Raw genomic sequence first — 15,212 nt, forward strand, 5'->3', positions numbered from 1 at the left:
TGCACAACCCCCCGACAAGGAGAACCCGTGGACCTCGTGACCATCGTCCTGCTGCTCGCCGTGGTGGCGGGCGTCGTCTGGCTGGTCCGCAACCGCAACGCCGGCCAGGCCCGCGAGCTCGAGGACGCCAAGGCCGACGCCCGCCGCTGGGTCGAGCGCCTCGGCGGCCAGGTGCTCAACCTCGTCGGGACCAACGAGGCGGCCAAGCAGGCCCTCGCCGACGCGTCCGAGCGCTACAACGCGGCCGGCTCGCAGCTCGAGCAGGCCCGCACGCCCGCCCAGGCCCGGGGCGTCACCGAGACGGCCTACGAGGGCCTCTACTACGTCCGCGCGGCGCGCACCGCGATGGACCTCGACCCCGGTCCCGACCTGCCGCCGCTGCCCGGCCAGGCGCGCGCGGGCGCGGTGACCGAGGAGCGCGAGGTCGACGTCGAGGGCCAGCACTACAGCGCCTCGCCGAACCCCTCCGAGCGCAACGCGCACTACTACCCCGGTGGCAACGTCGCCGGGCGGCCGGTGCCCGCCGGCTGGTACAGCCAGCCGTGGTGGAAGCCGGCCCTGGTCGCCGGCGCCTGGGGCGTCGGCTCGGCCCTGCTGTTCAGCGCGATGTTCTCCGGCATGGCCGGCAGCGCGTACGCCGACGGCTACTCCGACGCGATGGCCGCGGACATGGCCGGGGGCGACCCCGGCGACATGGGCGGCGACCCCGGCGACATGGGCGGCGACATGGGCGGGGGCGACTTCGGCGACTTCGGTGGCTTCGACGGCGGCGGCGGAGGTTTCGACTTCTGATCTGCGGGTAACACAACGTCGAGCCAGACGTCAGGCCGGTTCGCCCGGCCCTCCTCCACTGACCGGCCCGGAGTGCTTCGTCCCGGGCCGGTCGTGCTTTTCCGGGTCCTTCTGCCGTATCTCCGGTCCCCCCGGCGCTGTCTCCTGCGTGTCGACGACAGGAGGTCACCCATGGTCGCCCCGACGACGCCCGGCACGACGCCGACCCCGACGAACGACGCCCCGGTGGCCGACGCCGCCGCCCGCCTCAACCGACTCGCCGACGGCTATCTCGTCACCGCCGCGCTGCACGTCGCGGCCGAGCTCGGGGTGGCCGACGTGCTCGACCGCGGCGCCTGCGACGCCGAGCGGCTGGCCGCGGAGGTCGGCGCCCGGCCCGGACCGCTGAGCCGGGTGCTGCGCCTGCTGGTCGCGGAGGGTGTGCTCGTCGAGTTCCCGGACGGCACGTTCTCGCTGACCCCCAGCGGGCGGCTGCTGCGCTCGGACGTCCCCGGTTCGCTGCGCGGCGTGGTCCGGGCGCGCGGCGGCGTCTACGCGACGGCCGCACCCGCACTGGCCGAAGCGGTGCGCGAGGGCGGGGTGGCGTTCGAGCGGGCCCGCGGTGAACCCTTCTTCGAGCACCTCGCGCAGCATCCCGCGGAGCTCGCCGCCTTCCAGGCCAGCATGGTGGACCGCTCGGCCCGGGCGGCGGCCGACGTCCTCGCCGTCTACGACTTCGGCCGGTTCCGCAGGCTGGTCGACGTCGGCGGCGGTTTCGGCGTCCTGCTCTCCGCGATCCTCACCGCCACGTCCGGGGTGTCGGGCGTGCTCTTCGACCGCGCCGAGGTGGTGGCCTCGGCCCGGGTGCCGGAAGGCACCGAGGTCGTCGCCGGCGACTTCTTCGCCGGGGTCCCGGCGGGCGGCGACGCGTACCTGCTCTCCTGGATCCTCCACGACTGGGACGACGCCGACGCACGCCGCATCCTCACCCGCTGCCGGGAGGCGATGGGCCCGGACGGGACGCTGCTGGTGGTCGACGCGATGCTGCCGGAGCGGGCCGCGGACGGGCCCGCGGTCATCCGGCTCGACGTGACGATGCTGCTGCTCGCCACCGGGTGCGAGCGCACCGGGCGGGAGTTCGGGGAGCTGTTCGCCTCGGCCGGGTTCACGCTGCGGCGCATCGTGCCGACGGCGTCGCCGTTGGGGCTGGTCGTGCTGGAGGCCGTGCCCGCCTGAGCACCCCGCCTGGTAGGTCGGGCACCAGCAGAGGTTCCGGGCCAGGTGCCTCGCGCGGGCGATCGGCGTGCCGCACACGAGGCAGGCCTGCCCGGCGCGGCGGTGGGTGTAGACCACGTTCGCGCACGGTGCGCAGGTCAGGCCTGGCAGGTGGGGCACCAGAAGAGGTTGCGGGCGGCGTGGGTGGAGGTGCGCACCTCGGTGCCGCAGACCAGGCAGGGCATCCCGGCGCGGCGGTAGACATAGACCTCACCGCCGTGCCGGTCCTTCCGCGCGGCCTGCCCCTTGCGGCGCGGGTCGTGCTCGGGGCGGACGGTGTCGATCCGGCCGCGGCGCACCCCGTCCTTCATCAGGGCGACGAGGTCCGGGGCCATCGCGTCCCAGGTGCCGCGGTCGAGCGCGCGGCCGGGGATCTGCGGGTCCAGCCCGTGCCGGAACAGCAGCTCGGCGCGGTAGACGTTGCCGACGCCGGCGAGCACCTTCTGGTCCATCAGCAGCGTGGCCAGCGGCGAGGAACTCCGCGAGATCCGCGCCCACACCCGCTCGGCGTCGAAGTCCCGGCGCAGCGGGTCGGGTCCCAGCCGGTCCCGGATCGCCTTGACCTCGGCGCGGGTGAGCAGCTCGCAGGTGGTGGGGCCGCGCAGGTCGGCGAAGTGCGTCTCGCCGACGTACCGCAGTCGCAGCTGGCCGCGCGGCGCGGGGGCGGGCAGCTCGCCGTCGTCGAACGTCCCGTAGAGACCGAGGTGCACGTGCACCACGAGGTCCGGGCCGAACCGGTGGAACAGGTGCTTGCCGTGCGCCTCGGCGCGGGTCAGCACCTGGCCGTCGAGCAGCGCGGCGGAGTCGGCGAACCGGCCCTGCGGGCTGCTCACCGCCACCGGCCGCTTCGCGAACAGCGCCTGGTGGCGCCGCGCCAGCCGGTGCAGCGTGTGCCCTTCGGGCATCAGGCCTGCCCGGCGGTCGCGCCCGTCTGCTCGTAGGCGGCGAGCTGGTCGATGCGGCGCTGGTGCCGCTCACCCCCGGAGAACGGGGTGGCGAGGAAGGCGTCGACGATCGCGAGCGCCTCCTCCTCGCTGTGCTGGCGGGCGCCGATCCCGACGACCTGGGCGTCGTTGTGCTCGCGGGCGAGCTTCGCCGTCTCGGTGCTCCAGGCGAGGGCGGCGCGGATGCCCTTGACCTTGTTCGCCGCGATCTGCTCGCCGTTGCCGGAGCCGCCGATGACGACGCCGAGGCTGCCCGGGTCGCCGACGACCCGGCGGGCCGTGTCGATGCAGAAGGCCGGGTAGTCGTCGTCGGGGTCGTAGGTCAGGGCGCCGACGTCGACGACGTCGTGGCCCGCACCCTTGAGGTGCTCGGAGAGCCGGCCTTTCAGCTCGAAGCCGGCGTGGTCGCTGCCGAGGTAGACGCGCACGGCGAGAATCCTGCCTCATGAGCGGGATCGCCGGGGTGGACGGGGTGCCCGGGGGCTGGGTGGTGGTGCTCCTGCGCGGGCGCGCGCCCCGGTGGACGGTGCGTTGGGCCGTGGTGGCGGGCGCCGCCGAGGTGGTCGAGCTGACCGCCGGGTGCGCGGCCGTCGGCGTCGACATCCCGCTCGCGCTGCCCGTCGACGGCACACCCCGGGAGTGCGACGCCCTGTGTGCGGCCCGGCTCGGCCGCGCGCGGTCCTCGGTGTTCCCGGCGCCGCCGCGGGAGGTGCTGCTCGAGCCGACGCACGAGGAGGCGGTGCGGCGGGCGCGGGAGCTGACCGGGCGCGGGATCAGCATCCAGACCTACAACATCCGTCGGCAGATCCTGTCGTGGGACGCGATCCACCCGTTGCCGGACAACGTGGTCGAGGTGCATCCCGAACTGGCGGTGCGCGGGCTGGCGCCCGGGACCGCGTTCGCGTCGAAGAAGACGGCCCGGGGAGCGGGCCAGCGCATCGCGGCGCTGACCCGCTGGGTGGACCCGGCCCGGGCGCTGGCCGACCTGCCCGAGGGCGCCCGGCTCGACGACTGTCTCGACGCCCTGGCCGCGACCTGGTCCGCCGCCCGCTGGGCCGCCGGCACCGCCGACGTCCTGGGCGGCGGGACCGGCGCCCGGGGCCGGGTCATGCGGGTGGCCGTGTGACCCGGCCGTTCCGACCCGGCCGTCCGACCCGCTGGTCGGCGGTCTCGACCGGCCGAGTCGCGCATCCCGGGTCACCCGGCATGTGCGACTCGGTGGCCTGGAACTGCCGACTCGCGGTGTCAGAACTGCCGACTCGCGGTGTCAGAACTACCGACTCGCGGTGTCAGAACTACCGACTCGCGGTGTCAGAACTACCGACTCGCGGGAGCCCACGGCTCGACTCGCGGGTCGTCAGGCGGGGACCCTGTCGAGGAAGCCCACCACCAGGGCGATGCGACCGTCGGGGGCGAGGGTGACGGCGTCGGCTCCGATGACCGGCGGCTCGCCGGCGCCGTCCGGGCCGAGCCCCCACCGGAACCGGACGACGTCGTGGTGGGCGTCGGGATCCCCCACCGGGCCGAACACGAAGCCGGGGAACTGGGCGTGGACGCCGCCGATGAGCGCGGTGATGGCCTCGTGCCCGGTGACGTCGGCGAGCGGGTCGACGTAGCGGGCGTCCTCGGTGAACACCGCGGCGACGGCCTTCGCGCGGGGACGACCGTCGGTCGTGTTCCAGGCGGTCAGGTAGCGGGCGACGACGTCGGTGGTGATGTCGGTGGTGATGTCGGTCGTGGTGTTCGTCATGGCACCGAGCCTGCTGTCCCGCGGGCCGCCGGTCGACGACGTCGGAGGTAATGCCGTGGCGACCGGGCCCGCCGGTAGGGTCCGGCCCGTGGCAGCGGCGGGGATCGTGCTGGCGGGCGGGCGCTCGTCGCGGATGGGCCGCTCGAAGGCCTGGCTGGACTGGGACGGGACCACCCTGCTGGACCGCGTGTGCGGCGTCGTGGGCGCGGTCGTCGACGGGCCGGTGGTCGTGGTGCGTGCGCCGGGCCAGGAGCTGCCCCCGCTGCCGGCCGGGATCGAGACCGCCGAGGACCCGGTCGAGGGGCGCGGGCCGCTGCAGGGGATCGCCGTCGGTCTGGCGGCCGTCGAGACCCGGGCCGAGGTCGCGTTCGTGGCCTCGGTCGACCTGCCCTTCCTGCACGAGGCCTACGTGCGGCGGGTGATCGCGCTGCTCGGGGGGCACGCCGTGCTGCTGCCGGTCGCGCACGGGCACCACCAGCCGCTCGCCGCGGCGTACCGCACCGCGCTCGCCCCGGTCGTCGCCGAGCTGATCGCGGAGGGGCGCAGCCGCCCGCCGGACCTGTTCGCGACGGTCGACGTCCACCGCGCCGACGAGGCCGAGCTCCTGGCCGATCCCGTCCTGCGCGAGCGCGACCCGGAGCTCCGCGCGCTGGTGAACGTCAACACGCCCGAGGAGTACGCGTCCGCCCGGGCCCAGTCCCGGTGACGTGGCTCGAGCTCGGTGACGGCGTCCTCGCCCGCCGGCACGCCGAGCTGGACCTGACCACGGGCCTGGTCCTCGGGGCGGAGCGCGCGCTGGTGATCGACACCCGGGGCGACCGCGAGCAGGGCGCCGAGCTGGCCGCCGCGGTGCGTGCGGTGACCACGCTGCCGGTGACGGTCGTGCTCACCCACGCCCACTTCGACCACTGCTTCGGCAGCGCCGCGTTCCTGCCGGCCCCGGTGCTCGCACACCCGGCGTGTCGGGCCGCGCTGGAGCGCACCGGGGCCACGCAGCGCGCGCGGTGGGTCGCGCACTACCGCAGCGCGGGGAACCGGGCGACGGCCGCGGCGCTGGCGGCGACCGAGCCCGTGCCGCCGGACCCCGCGCCGGCCACGCTGGACCTCGGTGGGCGGGAGGTCCTGCTGGTCACGCCCGGTCCCGGGCACACCGACCACGACCTGGCGGTGCACGTCCCCGACGCCGGCGTGCTGTTCGCCGGTGATCTGCTGGAATCCGGTGCGCCGCCCGACCACGAGGACGCCCACCCGCTGACCTGGGCCGGCGCCGTCGCCGCCCTGCTCGCGCTCCAGGCGGACACCTACGTCCCGGGCCACGGCGAGCCGATGACGCCCGCGCAGGCCCGCGCCCAGCACGACGAGCTGACGACGGTGGCCGCCCTCGCCCGCGCCGTCGCCGCCGGCGAGCTGACCGGGGCCGAGGCGCAGGCGCGCTCGCCCCACCCCGGCGTGCCCTGGCCCCGCCGGCGCGACCCCGGTCCGCCCGCCGTCTCCTAGGGTCGGGCCCGTGAGCTTTTCGCAGGAGTTGCGCGAGTCCGGCCGGGAGACCTGGGACGCGGCCGTCGGCCACCGGTTCGTCGAGGAGCTGTGGTCCGGGACCGTCGCGCCCGACGTCCTGCGCCGCTATCTCGTGCAGGACTACCAGTTCTGCGACGCCTTCCTGGCCCTGCTGGGCGCGGCCGTCGCCACCTGCGACGATCCCGCCGCGCGGGTGGTGCACGCCCGCCAGGCGGGCCTGGTCGCCGGCGACGAGCACGACTACTTCCACCGCTCGTTCGACCTGCTGGGCGTGCCCGACGCCGAGCGGACGGCCCCGGAGCGCGCCGCCCCGACCCAGGGCTTCCTCGACCTGATGGACGGCGTCCGGGCGGACGCGAGCTACCCCGAGATCGTCACCGTGCTCGTCGTCGCGGAATGGCTCTACCTCGACTGGGCATCCCGTCCCCGTGGACCGCTACCGACCGACCCGATCGCCCGCGGCTGGATCGAGCTGCACCGCGGCCCCGAGTTCGAGGCCTGGGTCGGGTTCCTGCGAGCCGAGCTGGACCGCTCCGCGCCGCAGGCCCGCGACCCGCGCCGGCTCGCCCGACACTTCGCCGAGGCCGTCGACCTCGAGCTCGCCTTCTTCGAGGCCGCCTACGACGGCCGGTGACCGCCGGCGTGCGGAGCCCCCCGCCCGCAGGCTATCCGCCCGTAACAATCGCCCCCTAGCGTCACCCGCATGAGTGGCGCCGGGAAACCCCTTCTCGGGGTCGAGGAGGAGTTCCACGTCGTGGACCTCGAGACGCGGCGCGCCGCGCCCGAGGTCGACGCCCTCCAGCCGCAGCTGGACGGGGCCGAGTTCGCGCGGGAGCTGCAGCGCTCGCTGGTCGAGACGAACACGCCGGTCTGCGAGACCCTCGACGAGCTGGGCGGGCACCTGCGCCGGCTGCGGCGGAAGCTGGAGAGCGTCGCCGAGCCGCACGGGCTCGGGATCGTCGCCGCCGGCACCGTCCCGCTCGTCGACCTGACCGGCGAGGACGTCTCCGCCGGGGCCCGCTACGAGAAGATGCAGCACGAGTACCAGATGCTCGTGCGCGAGCAGCACATCTGCGGCGCGCAGGTGCACGTCGACGTGCCGGACCGGGACACCGCTGTGCAGGTCGTCCGGCGCGTGGCCCCCTACCTGCACATCCTGCTCGCGCTGTCGGCCAGCTCGCCGTACTGGCGCGGCAACGACACCGGCTACGCGAGCTACCGCAGCATGGTCTGGTCGCGCTGGCCGACCTCCGGCCCGCCGGCGATGGTCGAGACCGCCGCCGAGTACGACGCGATGGTCCGGGAGCTGATCGCGTCGGGCACGATCAGCGACCCCGGGATGCTCTACTTCGACATCCGGCCGAGCGCGCACGTGCCGACCGTCGAGCTGCGGGTGTGCGACGCCTGCACCGAGGTCGACGACGTCGTCCTCATCGCGGGGCTGTTCCGCGCCCTGGTCTGCCGGGCCCGCCGGGACCTGGACCAGGGCGTCCCGCTGCCGACGAGCCGGCAGGAGCTGCTGCGCTCGGCGAGCTGGCGTGCCGCGCGGTCGGGCCTGGAGGGCGACCTGGTCGACCTGGTCGGCCCCTCGCTCGTCTCCCCGCCGCTGCTCGTCGGGCAGCTCGTCGAGATGCTGCGCCCGCAGCTGGAGGAGCTCGGCGACTGGGAGCAGGTCCTCACCCTGTCGCGCGCCACCCTGGAGCGCGGGAGCGGCGCCGCGCGGCAGCGACGGATGTACGGCCGCCGTGGCCGGCTGACCGACGTCGTCGACGCCCTCGTCGCGAACACCCAGGGCCGGCAGCTGTCCATCGAGCCGCCGGTCGAGGTGCCGCTCGCCCGCGAGCTGCTCGCCGAGTACCGCCCGGAGGGCTTCGACGAGGCCGTCAGCAGCGGTGGCACGGTGCTGCCGCAGTACGGCTGGATGTTCCGGGCCCTGGAACGCCTCGGGCGACGCGGGATGGTCGCCGCGGAGTCCGCGCTGGCGACCGAGCAGCGGGCGCGCGGGGTGACCTTCGGCCCCGAGGACGGCACCGCGGAGGGCCGGCTCTTCCCGCTGGACCTCGTGCCGCGGATCGTCGGCGCCGAGGACTGGCACGTCCTCGAGGAGGGGCTCGCGCAACGGGTCCGGGCCCTGGAGCTGTTCGTCCGGGACGTCTACGGCGAGCGTCGCATCGTGCACGACGGGGTCGTCCCGGCCGCCGTGGTCGACGGCGCGCCGGGCCGCAACCGCCGGGGCGAGATCGTGCCCGGCGACGTCGTGCGGATCGCCGTGGCCGGGATCGACCTGGTCCGCGACGCACCCGACCACTGGCTCGTGCTCGAGGACAACCTGCGCGTGCCGTCCGGCATCGGCTACTCGATCATGAGCCGCCGCCTGGTCCGCAGCGTGATGAGCGACCTGGAGCCGCCGACGGGCGTCGTCGGGCTGGAGGACGTGCCCGGGCGGCTGCGGGCCGCGCTGCTCTCGGCGACCGACGCGGCCAGCCCGGGGGCCGACGAGGTGGCGCTGCTGTCGTCGGGCCCCTCGGACTCGGCCTTCTTCGAGCACCGGCTGCTCGCCGAGCAGATGGGCGTGCCGGTGGTGACGCCGCGCGACCTGCAGGTCACCGACGAGGGCGTCTACCTGGTCACGACGGGCGGGAAGCGGCGGCTCTCCGCGCTCTACCGTCGGATGGACGAGAACGACCTGATGAAGGCCCGGGGCGCCGACATGCGGCCGATCGGGCGCGCGCTGGCCGCCGCGGTGTCCCGAGGAAGGGTCGCGCTGCTCAACGCGCTGGGCAACGGCGTGGCCGACGACAAGCTCGTCTACGCCTACGTCCCCGACATGATCACCTACTACCTCGACGAGTCGCCGCTGCTGGACGGCGTCCCCACCTATCCGTGCGTCGACGACGAGCGGCGGGCCGAGGTGCTCGACCGTCTCCACGAGCTCGTGCTCAAGCCCGTCGACGGCTACGGGGGCAGCGGGATCGTGATCGGTCCGCACGCCGAGCGCTCGGAGCTCACCGAGGTGGAGAAGCTCATCCGGACCGAGCCCGCCAAGTGGGTGGCACAGGACATGGTGTCGCTGTCCACGCACCCGACCTTCTCCGGGAACCGGCTGGAGCCGCGGGCCGTCGACCTGCGGGCCTTCGTGTTCCAGAGCCAGTACGGGGGCCGGGCGCACCTCGACGTCGTCCCCGCGGCGTTGTCGCGGGTCGCGCCCCCCGGCAGCATGATCGTCAACTCGTCGCGCGGCGGCGGCGCCAAGGACACCTGGATCCTGCGGTAGTCGCCCGGGATCGTCGGCAGTAGGAGGGAGCCACATGTGCGGAATCGCCGGTGAGATGCGGTTCGACGGCGGACCGGCGGACCCGGCCGTCGTCGCCCGGATCGTCAAGGCGATGGAACGTCGCGGCCCGGACGGGACCGGGGTCCACGCGGCCGGCCCGATCGCGCTGGGCCACCGGCGGTTGAAGATCATCGACCTGTCCGAGCGGGGTGCCCAGCCCATGGTCGACTCCGCGCTCGGGCTGGCCGTGGTGTTCAACGGCTGCATCTACAACTACAAGGACCTGCGCCGCGAGCTCGAGGCGGCGGGCTACACGTTCTTCTCCGACTCCGACACCGAGACCGTGCTCAAGGCGTACGCACACTGGGGCCCCGGGTGCGTCGAGCACTTCCTCGGGATGTTCGCGTTCGCCGTGGCCGAGCGGGACAGCGGGCGGCTCGTGCTCGCCCGCGACCGGCTGGGGATCAAGCCGCTCTACCTGACCGAAGGGGCGGGCGTACTGCGGTTCGCCTCGTCGCTCCCCGCGCTGCTGGAGGCCGGCGGCGTCGACACCTCGCTCGACCCCGTGGCGCTGCACCACTACATGACCTTCCACTCGGTGGTGCCGGCCCCGCGGACGATCCTCGCGGGCGTCGCCAAGCTGCCGCCCGCCACCGTGCGGACCTACGAGCCCGACGGCCGGCACTCCGACCACGTGTACTGGCGCCCCGTGCACGAGCGCCGCCCCGAGCTGGGCGTCACGGACTGGAAGGAGGCCGTGCTCGACGGCCTGCGCACGGCCGTGCGGCGCCGGATGGTCGCCGACGTGCCGGTGGGCGTGCTGCTCTCCGGCGGGCTGGACTCGTCGCTGATCGTGGCGCTGCTGGCGCAGGAGGGGCAGACCGGGCTGAAGACCTTCTCGGTCGGCTTCCACGCCGCCGGCGGCGAGAAGGGCGACGAGTTCGAGTTCTCCGACATCGTGGCGAAGGAGTTCGCCACCGACCACCAGCAGATCCTCGTCGACCCGGCGCGGATGCTCCCGGCCGTCGACGAGACGATCACGGCGATGGCGGAGCCGATGGTCAGCCACGACTGCGTGGCCTTCTACCTGCTGTCCGAGCAGGTGTCGAAGTCCGTGACCGTGGTGCAGTCCGGCCAGGGCGCCGACGAGGTGTTCGCCGGCTACGACTGGTACCCGCCGCTGCGCGACACCCCCCGTGACCAGGCCGTGCAGGCCTACCAGGCGGTGTTCACCGACCGCCCGCACGGCGAGCTGGCCGACATCCTCGAGCCCGAATGGCTGCTCGACCACGACCCCAGCCGGGAGTTCATCGCCGAGCACTTCGGAATGCCGGGTGCCGACGGGACGTTGGACGCCGCACTGAGGCTGGACAGCACGATCATGCTCGTGGACGATCCGGTCAAGCGCGTCGACAACATGACGATGGCCTGGGGACTCGAGGCACGCGTGCCGTTCCTCGACCACGAGCTCGTCGAGCTCGCGGCGGCGTGCCCACCAGAACTGAAGCTCGCGCTCGGCGGCAAGGGCATCCTCAAGGAGGCGGCCCGCGGCGTCGTCCCGGACGAGGTGATCGACCGGCCCAAGGGGTATTTCCCGGTGCCCGCCATCCGTCACCTGGAAGGACCGTTCCTCGAGCGGGTGCGCGACGCCGTCACCGACCCGGTGGCCAAGGCGCGGGGCCTTGTCCGGGGCGACTGGCTCGACCGTATGCTCGCGGATCCGAACACCCGGCGCACCAACCTGGGCTCGAACGCGTTGTGGCAGGTGGCACTGCTGGAGATGTGGTTACAGGAGAGGGGGATCTAGCTCATGAACGGTGTCAACGTGGATACCTTCACCGACCGGCGGCGCGCGCAGCTGGCCGGTGAGCTGGACGAACACCTCTTCACCCCCGCGTACCGCTCCGCGTTGCCCTCCCCCGACGGCACGCTGCTGGCCTGGATCTCCGACCGCGACGGGCGCCCGCGCGCCTACGTGGGCCCCATGCCGGCCGGCGAGCGGCCCGCCGAGCAGCCCGCCGCGCCGCTGGACACCGAGGTGGACGCGGCCGTGGCCTGCGACGTCAAGGCGTTGAGCTGGTGCCCGGACGGCTCGTTCGTGGCCTGCGAGGTCGCTCCCGGCGGCGGGGAGCGGACCCGGGTCCTCCTGCTGTCCCCCGACGGCGCCGAGCGGCGCGAGATCGCTGCCGGCTCCTCCGCCGTCACGCTCGGGGCGTGGTCCCCGACCGGCCGCCAGCTCGGCGTCACCATCTACTCGGACCGTGCCTCGGGGGGCGACGGCTCCGGCACGGCCTGCCTCGTCGACGTCCGGGACGGCTCCTCGATCGTCCTCGGTTCCGGCCCGTCGGCCGTGGTCTGCGCGGTCACCCGGGACGGCCGGCGTGCCGTCCTGCGCACCGGGCGCCGCGGCGCCCGCACCCTCGAGCTCATCGACCTGTGGACCGGACGGCGCACCGATCTGCTCCCCGGGCACGACGCCACGGTGGCCGACGCGCGCTTCGGCGTCACGGGCGGTGTCCTCTACCTGCACACGGACGCGGGCCGGGACCGTCCGGCGCTGCTGGCGTGCTCGCTGGGCGACGACGCCTCCGGCGGCGAGGTCTCCCTGGCGTGGGAGGTCGCCTGCAGAGGACACGACGACCTCGACCAGGTCGCCCTCGACCCGGCCGGGGCCCGCGCCGCGCTCGTCTGGAACGTCGACGGCCGCTCCGAGCTCGAGCTCGTCGACCTGCGCACCGGACTCACCGACCCGGTGCCCGACCACCCCGGCGACGTCGTGACGGGGCTGGCGTTCACCCGCGACGGCCAGGCGCTGCTCGTCGGCAGCGAGGGGCCCGCGGTGCCGCCGCACGTCGCCCGGATCGCGCTCGACGTCCCCCTCGCCGAGCCCACCCCGCTGCTCCCCGACACCTTCGACGCGCTCGAGCAGCTCGTCGACCCCACGCTGCACGAGTTCCGCGCGGAGGACGGTCTGACGCTGACGGGCTGGCTGTTCCGCCCGCGCGGCGGGTTCGGCGCCGCCCCGACCCTGGTGTGGCTGCACGGCGGGCCGGAAGCGCAGGAGCGCCCGGTCTTCCAGCCGCTGTTCCAGGCGCTCGTCGCCGCGGGCGTGCAGGTCTTCGCGCCCAACGTCCGGGGCTCGGCCGGGTTCGGGCGCGTGTTCTCGCAGGCGGACGACCTGGACCGGCGCTTCACCGCCATCACGGACGTGCGGGCGGCGGTCGGCTTCCTGACGTCGTCGGGGCTCGCCGACCCGGACCGGATCGGTGTGTCCGGGCGTTCCTACGGCGGGTACCTCACGCTCGTCGCGCTCGCGTGGTTCCCCGAGCTGTTCGCCGTGGGCGTCGACGTGTGTGGCATGTCCGACCTGCAGACCTTCTACTCCGACACCGAGCCGTGGATCGCCGCGGCCGCCACCACCAAGTACGGCGACCCGGAGCGGGACGGCGAGCTGCTGCGCGCGCTCTCCCCCATCCACCGCGCCGACCGGATCAGCGCGCCGCTGATGGTCGTGCACGGGGCCTACGACACCAACGTCCCGCTGGGCGAGGCCGAGCAGATCGTGGAGGCGCTGCGGGCCCGCGGGGCGGCCCCGAACTTCCTCCTGTTCGACGACGAGGGCCACGAGACCCATGCCGTCGCCAACCGGGCCGAGTTCACCGCCGAGGTGGTGCGGTGGGTGACGGGCCACCTCACGGAGCCCGCCTCTCGGACCGCGTGAATGCCCGCGGCCGCGCCGCGGTCCCGCTGATCACTGCGACGGGGACAGGAGCGCTGGTCGAGAAGCGGTCCGGTGACATTCGCAATGATCATGGCCGCCGGTCGAGCTCGTGATCGAGGCGAGCGGGACGGGAGCGCTGCCGGACGAGCCGCGGTGTGCCCCTCGGAGTGATCATGGCTGCGCGCGGGCGCTGCCCGAGATCGATCTGGACGGGACGGGAGCGCCGGCCGTGCAGCCCTCCTGTCGCTCGGAGCGAGCGTGCGGGACCGGTCAGGCCCGGGAGAAGGACTGGATGAGCTGGTTGCCGTCGCTGCCCGTGCCGACCCGGAACGTGTAGGGCTCGCTGGTGGTGGAGCCGTCGTTGCGGGTGAAGACGATCGTGCCCGTGACCTGGCCCTGCCCCGTGGACCGGGCGTTCTGGATCTCCACCTCGCTCATCCCGCCGTAGAAGCGGCGGAAGCCGTCGATCCCGCCGGAGGCCGCCTGCGCCTGCGACCCGAGCAGCGAGAAGGCGGCGTCGGGGTTGTCGGGCAGGAGGCTGTAGTAGCGCTGCACGAAGGACACCGCGTCCGTGTCGGAGGCCGCGCTGGTCGAGGTCGAGGGCGAGGGCGACGGGGTGGTCGTGCGCGGGGTCGTCGTGGGCGCGGTGGTCGGGCTCGCCGACGGCGTGGTCGTCGGCGCGGCGACCGGCGGCACGGCCGCCCCGCCGTTCTGGTCGCCGTTGTCGGCCGCGCGGATGGCTCCGATCGCAACACCGACCCCCACCACGAGCAGCACGAGCGCGCCGAGGACGAACGGCAGCAGCCGCCGCCCCCGCGGCTTCCCCCCGGCCGGTGGCCGCTCCGACCCCGGCGGCACGACGACCGGCGGCGCCGGCATGTCCGTGAGCGTGCGCGGGCCGGGCTTGGCCGCGGGCTTTCGCGGCGGCGGCATCACGCGGGTGGTGATCGGCGCGGTCGCGGCCGGCCCGGGCGCCGAGCTGCCGCCCGCGATCGCGGCCAGGGCGTCCCGGGCCTGGGCGGCGGTGGGCCGGTCGGTCGGCTCGTTGGACAGCAGGCGCATGAGCAGCGCGGTCAACGGGCCCGCGTGCTCCGGGGGCCGGACGGCGCCGGTGGCGACCTTGTGCAGCAGGGCGTAGGCGTTGTCGTCGAGCCCGAAGGGCGGCTCGCCCTCGACCGCGGCGTAGAGGGTCGCGCCGAGGGCGAAGACATCGGACGCCGAGGTCGGTTCCTGCCCGCGCGCGACCTCCGGCGCGAGGAAGGCAGGGGTCCCGGCGATCATGCCCGTGCGGGTGAGCTGGACGTCGTCGACCGCGCGCGAGACGCCGAAGTCGGTGATCTTGGCGCGGCCGTCCTCGGCGATCAGGACGTTGCCGGGTTTGATGTCGCGGTGCACCACGCCGGCGGCGTGCGCGGCCGCCAGCCCGTCGGCGACCTGCAGACCGATCGCCGCGACCTCGCGCGGCTCCATCGGGCCCTTCTCCCCCAGCACCACCGCGAGCGAGCGCGACGGGAGGTACTCCATGACCAGCCACGGCCGCTCGTCGTGCACGACGACGTCGAACATGCTGATGACGTGCGCGTGCTGCAGCCGTGCCCCGATCCGGCCCTCGCGCAGCAGGCGCTGGCGGGACTCCTCGGCGGCGTCGGCCCCGTTGCCGCCGACGGGCGCGGCCGCCGCGATCAGCTCCTTGACGGCGACCGTCCGGTTCAGCAGCTCGTCGGTCCCCCGCCACACGGCGCCCATCGCCCCGACGCCGATGCGTTCCTCGAGCCGGTAGCGGTTCCCGATACGCGGGGCGTCGGGCTCGGACGGGGTCATGACCGTCAAGGGTAGGCACTCCGCGCGCGCGAGGTGCCGGGAGGTCGGGTCAGACGAGGCTCCCCCGCCAGGGTGACACGTGACGACGGGTGATCGCCCGAGGGGTCGCACCGGGCACCTCCGGGGTCCCTCGGGTGG

13 protein-coding genes are annotated in these 15,212 nt (G+C 74.6%); 9 read left to right on the forward strand and 4 right to left on the reverse strand.

All coding sequences use genetic code 11. From position 1 onward, the window contains the following. Window positions 1-27: 27 nt before the first annotated feature. Complete coding sequence (locus LWC35_RS09080; RefSeq protein ID WP_232869599.1) at window positions 28-792, forward strand: hypothetical protein; 765 nt, start codon at window positions 28-30, stop codon at window positions 790-792. 171 nt (window positions 793-963) lie between these two features. Then, a complete protein-coding gene (locus tag LWC35_RS09085; protein ID WP_232869600.1) occupies window positions 964-2,007 on the forward strand; it encodes a methyltransferase in 1,044 nt (347 codons plus the stop codon). Window positions 2,008-2,144: 137 nt separating this feature from the next. Here the strand turns inward: LWC35_RS09085 and LWC35_RS09095 are convergent, their stop codons facing one another. Together LWC35_RS09095 and LWC35_RS09100 are read right to left on the reverse strand one after the other, a co-directional pair. After that, window positions 2,145-2,951 (reverse strand): Fpg/Nei family DNA glycosylase, encoded by an 807-nt coding sequence (locus LWC35_RS09095; RefSeq protein ID WP_232869601.1) that lies wholly within the window; start codon window positions 2,949-2,951, stop codon window positions 2,145-2,147. Then, the gene (locus LWC35_RS09100) at window positions 2,951-3,418 is read right to left on the reverse strand and encodes a ribose-5-phosphate isomerase (RefSeq protein ID WP_232869602.1); all 468 of its coding nucleotides are present in this window, start codon (window positions 3,416-3,418) and stop codon (window positions 2,951-2,953) included. The genes LWC35_RS09095 and LWC35_RS09100 overlap by 1 nt, the downstream gene beginning before the upstream one ends. A 17-nt stretch (window positions 3,419-3,435) precedes the next feature. Between LWC35_RS09100 and LWC35_RS09105 the strand changes: the two genes are divergently transcribed. Continuing rightward, on the forward strand, window positions 3,436-4,116 hold the full coding sequence (locus LWC35_RS09105; protein ID WP_232869603.1) for a DUF429 domain-containing protein: 681 nt from the start codon (window positions 3,436-3,438) through the stop codon (window positions 4,114-4,116). Window positions 4,117-4,347: 231 nt separating this feature from the next. Here LWC35_RS09105 and LWC35_RS09110 read toward each other — a convergent pair whose 3' ends face one another. Next, window positions 4,348-4,740 carry a nuclear transport factor 2 family protein gene (locus LWC35_RS09110; protein ID WP_232869604.1) on the reverse strand — a complete coding sequence of 131 codons (393 nt, stop codon included), beginning with the start codon at window positions 4,738-4,740 and terminating at the stop codon, window positions 4,348-4,350. Here LWC35_RS09110 and mobA point away from each other — a divergent pair. From mobA to LWC35_RS09140, 6 genes are all read left to right on the forward strand, one after another. Further along, entirely contained in the window at window positions 4,739-5,446 is a 708-nt protein-coding gene (gene mobA / locus LWC35_RS09115) for a molybdenum cofactor guanylyltransferase (protein ID WP_232869605.1), read from the forward strand. The two genes, LWC35_RS09110 and mobA, sit on opposite strands and share 2 nt — an antisense overlap. Continuing rightward, the gene (locus LWC35_RS09120; protein WP_232869606.1) at window positions 5,443-6,237 is read left to right on the forward strand and encodes an MBL fold metallo-hydrolase; all 795 of its coding nucleotides are present in this window, start codon (window positions 5,443-5,445) and stop codon (window positions 6,235-6,237) included. Before mobA ends, LWC35_RS09120 begins: the two co-directional genes overlap by 4 nt. Window positions 6,238-6,247: 10 nt before the next feature. Further along, complete coding sequence (locus tag LWC35_RS09125; protein WP_232869607.1) at window positions 6,248-6,892, forward strand: TenA family protein; 645 nt, start codon at window positions 6,248-6,250, stop codon at window positions 6,890-6,892. Between the two features lie 69 nt (window positions 6,893-6,961). Beyond that, on the forward strand, window positions 6,962-9,532 hold the full coding sequence (locus tag LWC35_RS09130) for a carboxylate--amine ligase/circularly permuted type 2 ATP-grasp protein (protein WP_232869608.1): 2,571 nt from the start codon (window positions 6,962-6,964) through the stop codon (window positions 9,530-9,532). Window positions 9,533-9,566: 34 nt separating this feature from the next. Further along, on the forward strand, window positions 9,567-11,339 hold the full coding sequence (locus LWC35_RS09135; RefSeq protein ID WP_232869609.1) for an N-acetylglutaminylglutamine amidotransferase: 1,773 nt from the start codon (window positions 9,567-9,569) through the stop codon (window positions 11,337-11,339). 3 nt (window positions 11,340-11,342) lie between these two features. Beyond that, on the forward strand, window positions 11,343-13,253 hold the full coding sequence (locus LWC35_RS09140) for a prolyl oligopeptidase family serine peptidase (RefSeq protein WP_232869610.1): 1,911 nt from the start codon (window positions 11,343-11,345) through the stop codon (window positions 13,251-13,253). A 270-nt stretch (window positions 13,254-13,523) separates the two neighbouring features. Here the strand turns inward: LWC35_RS09140 and LWC35_RS09145 are convergent, their stop codons facing one another. Further along, complete coding sequence (locus tag LWC35_RS09145; RefSeq protein ID WP_232869611.1) at window positions 13,524-15,074, reverse strand: serine/threonine-protein kinase; 1,551 nt, start codon at window positions 15,072-15,074, stop codon at window positions 13,524-13,526. Window positions 15,075-15,212: the final 138 nt, after the last annotated feature.

The sequence above is a fragment of the Pseudonocardia kujensis genome (genome assembly GCF_021283305.1).
Classification (GTDB): Bacteria; Actinomycetota; Actinomycetes; order Mycobacteriales; family Pseudonocardiaceae; genus Pseudonocardia; species Pseudonocardia kujensis.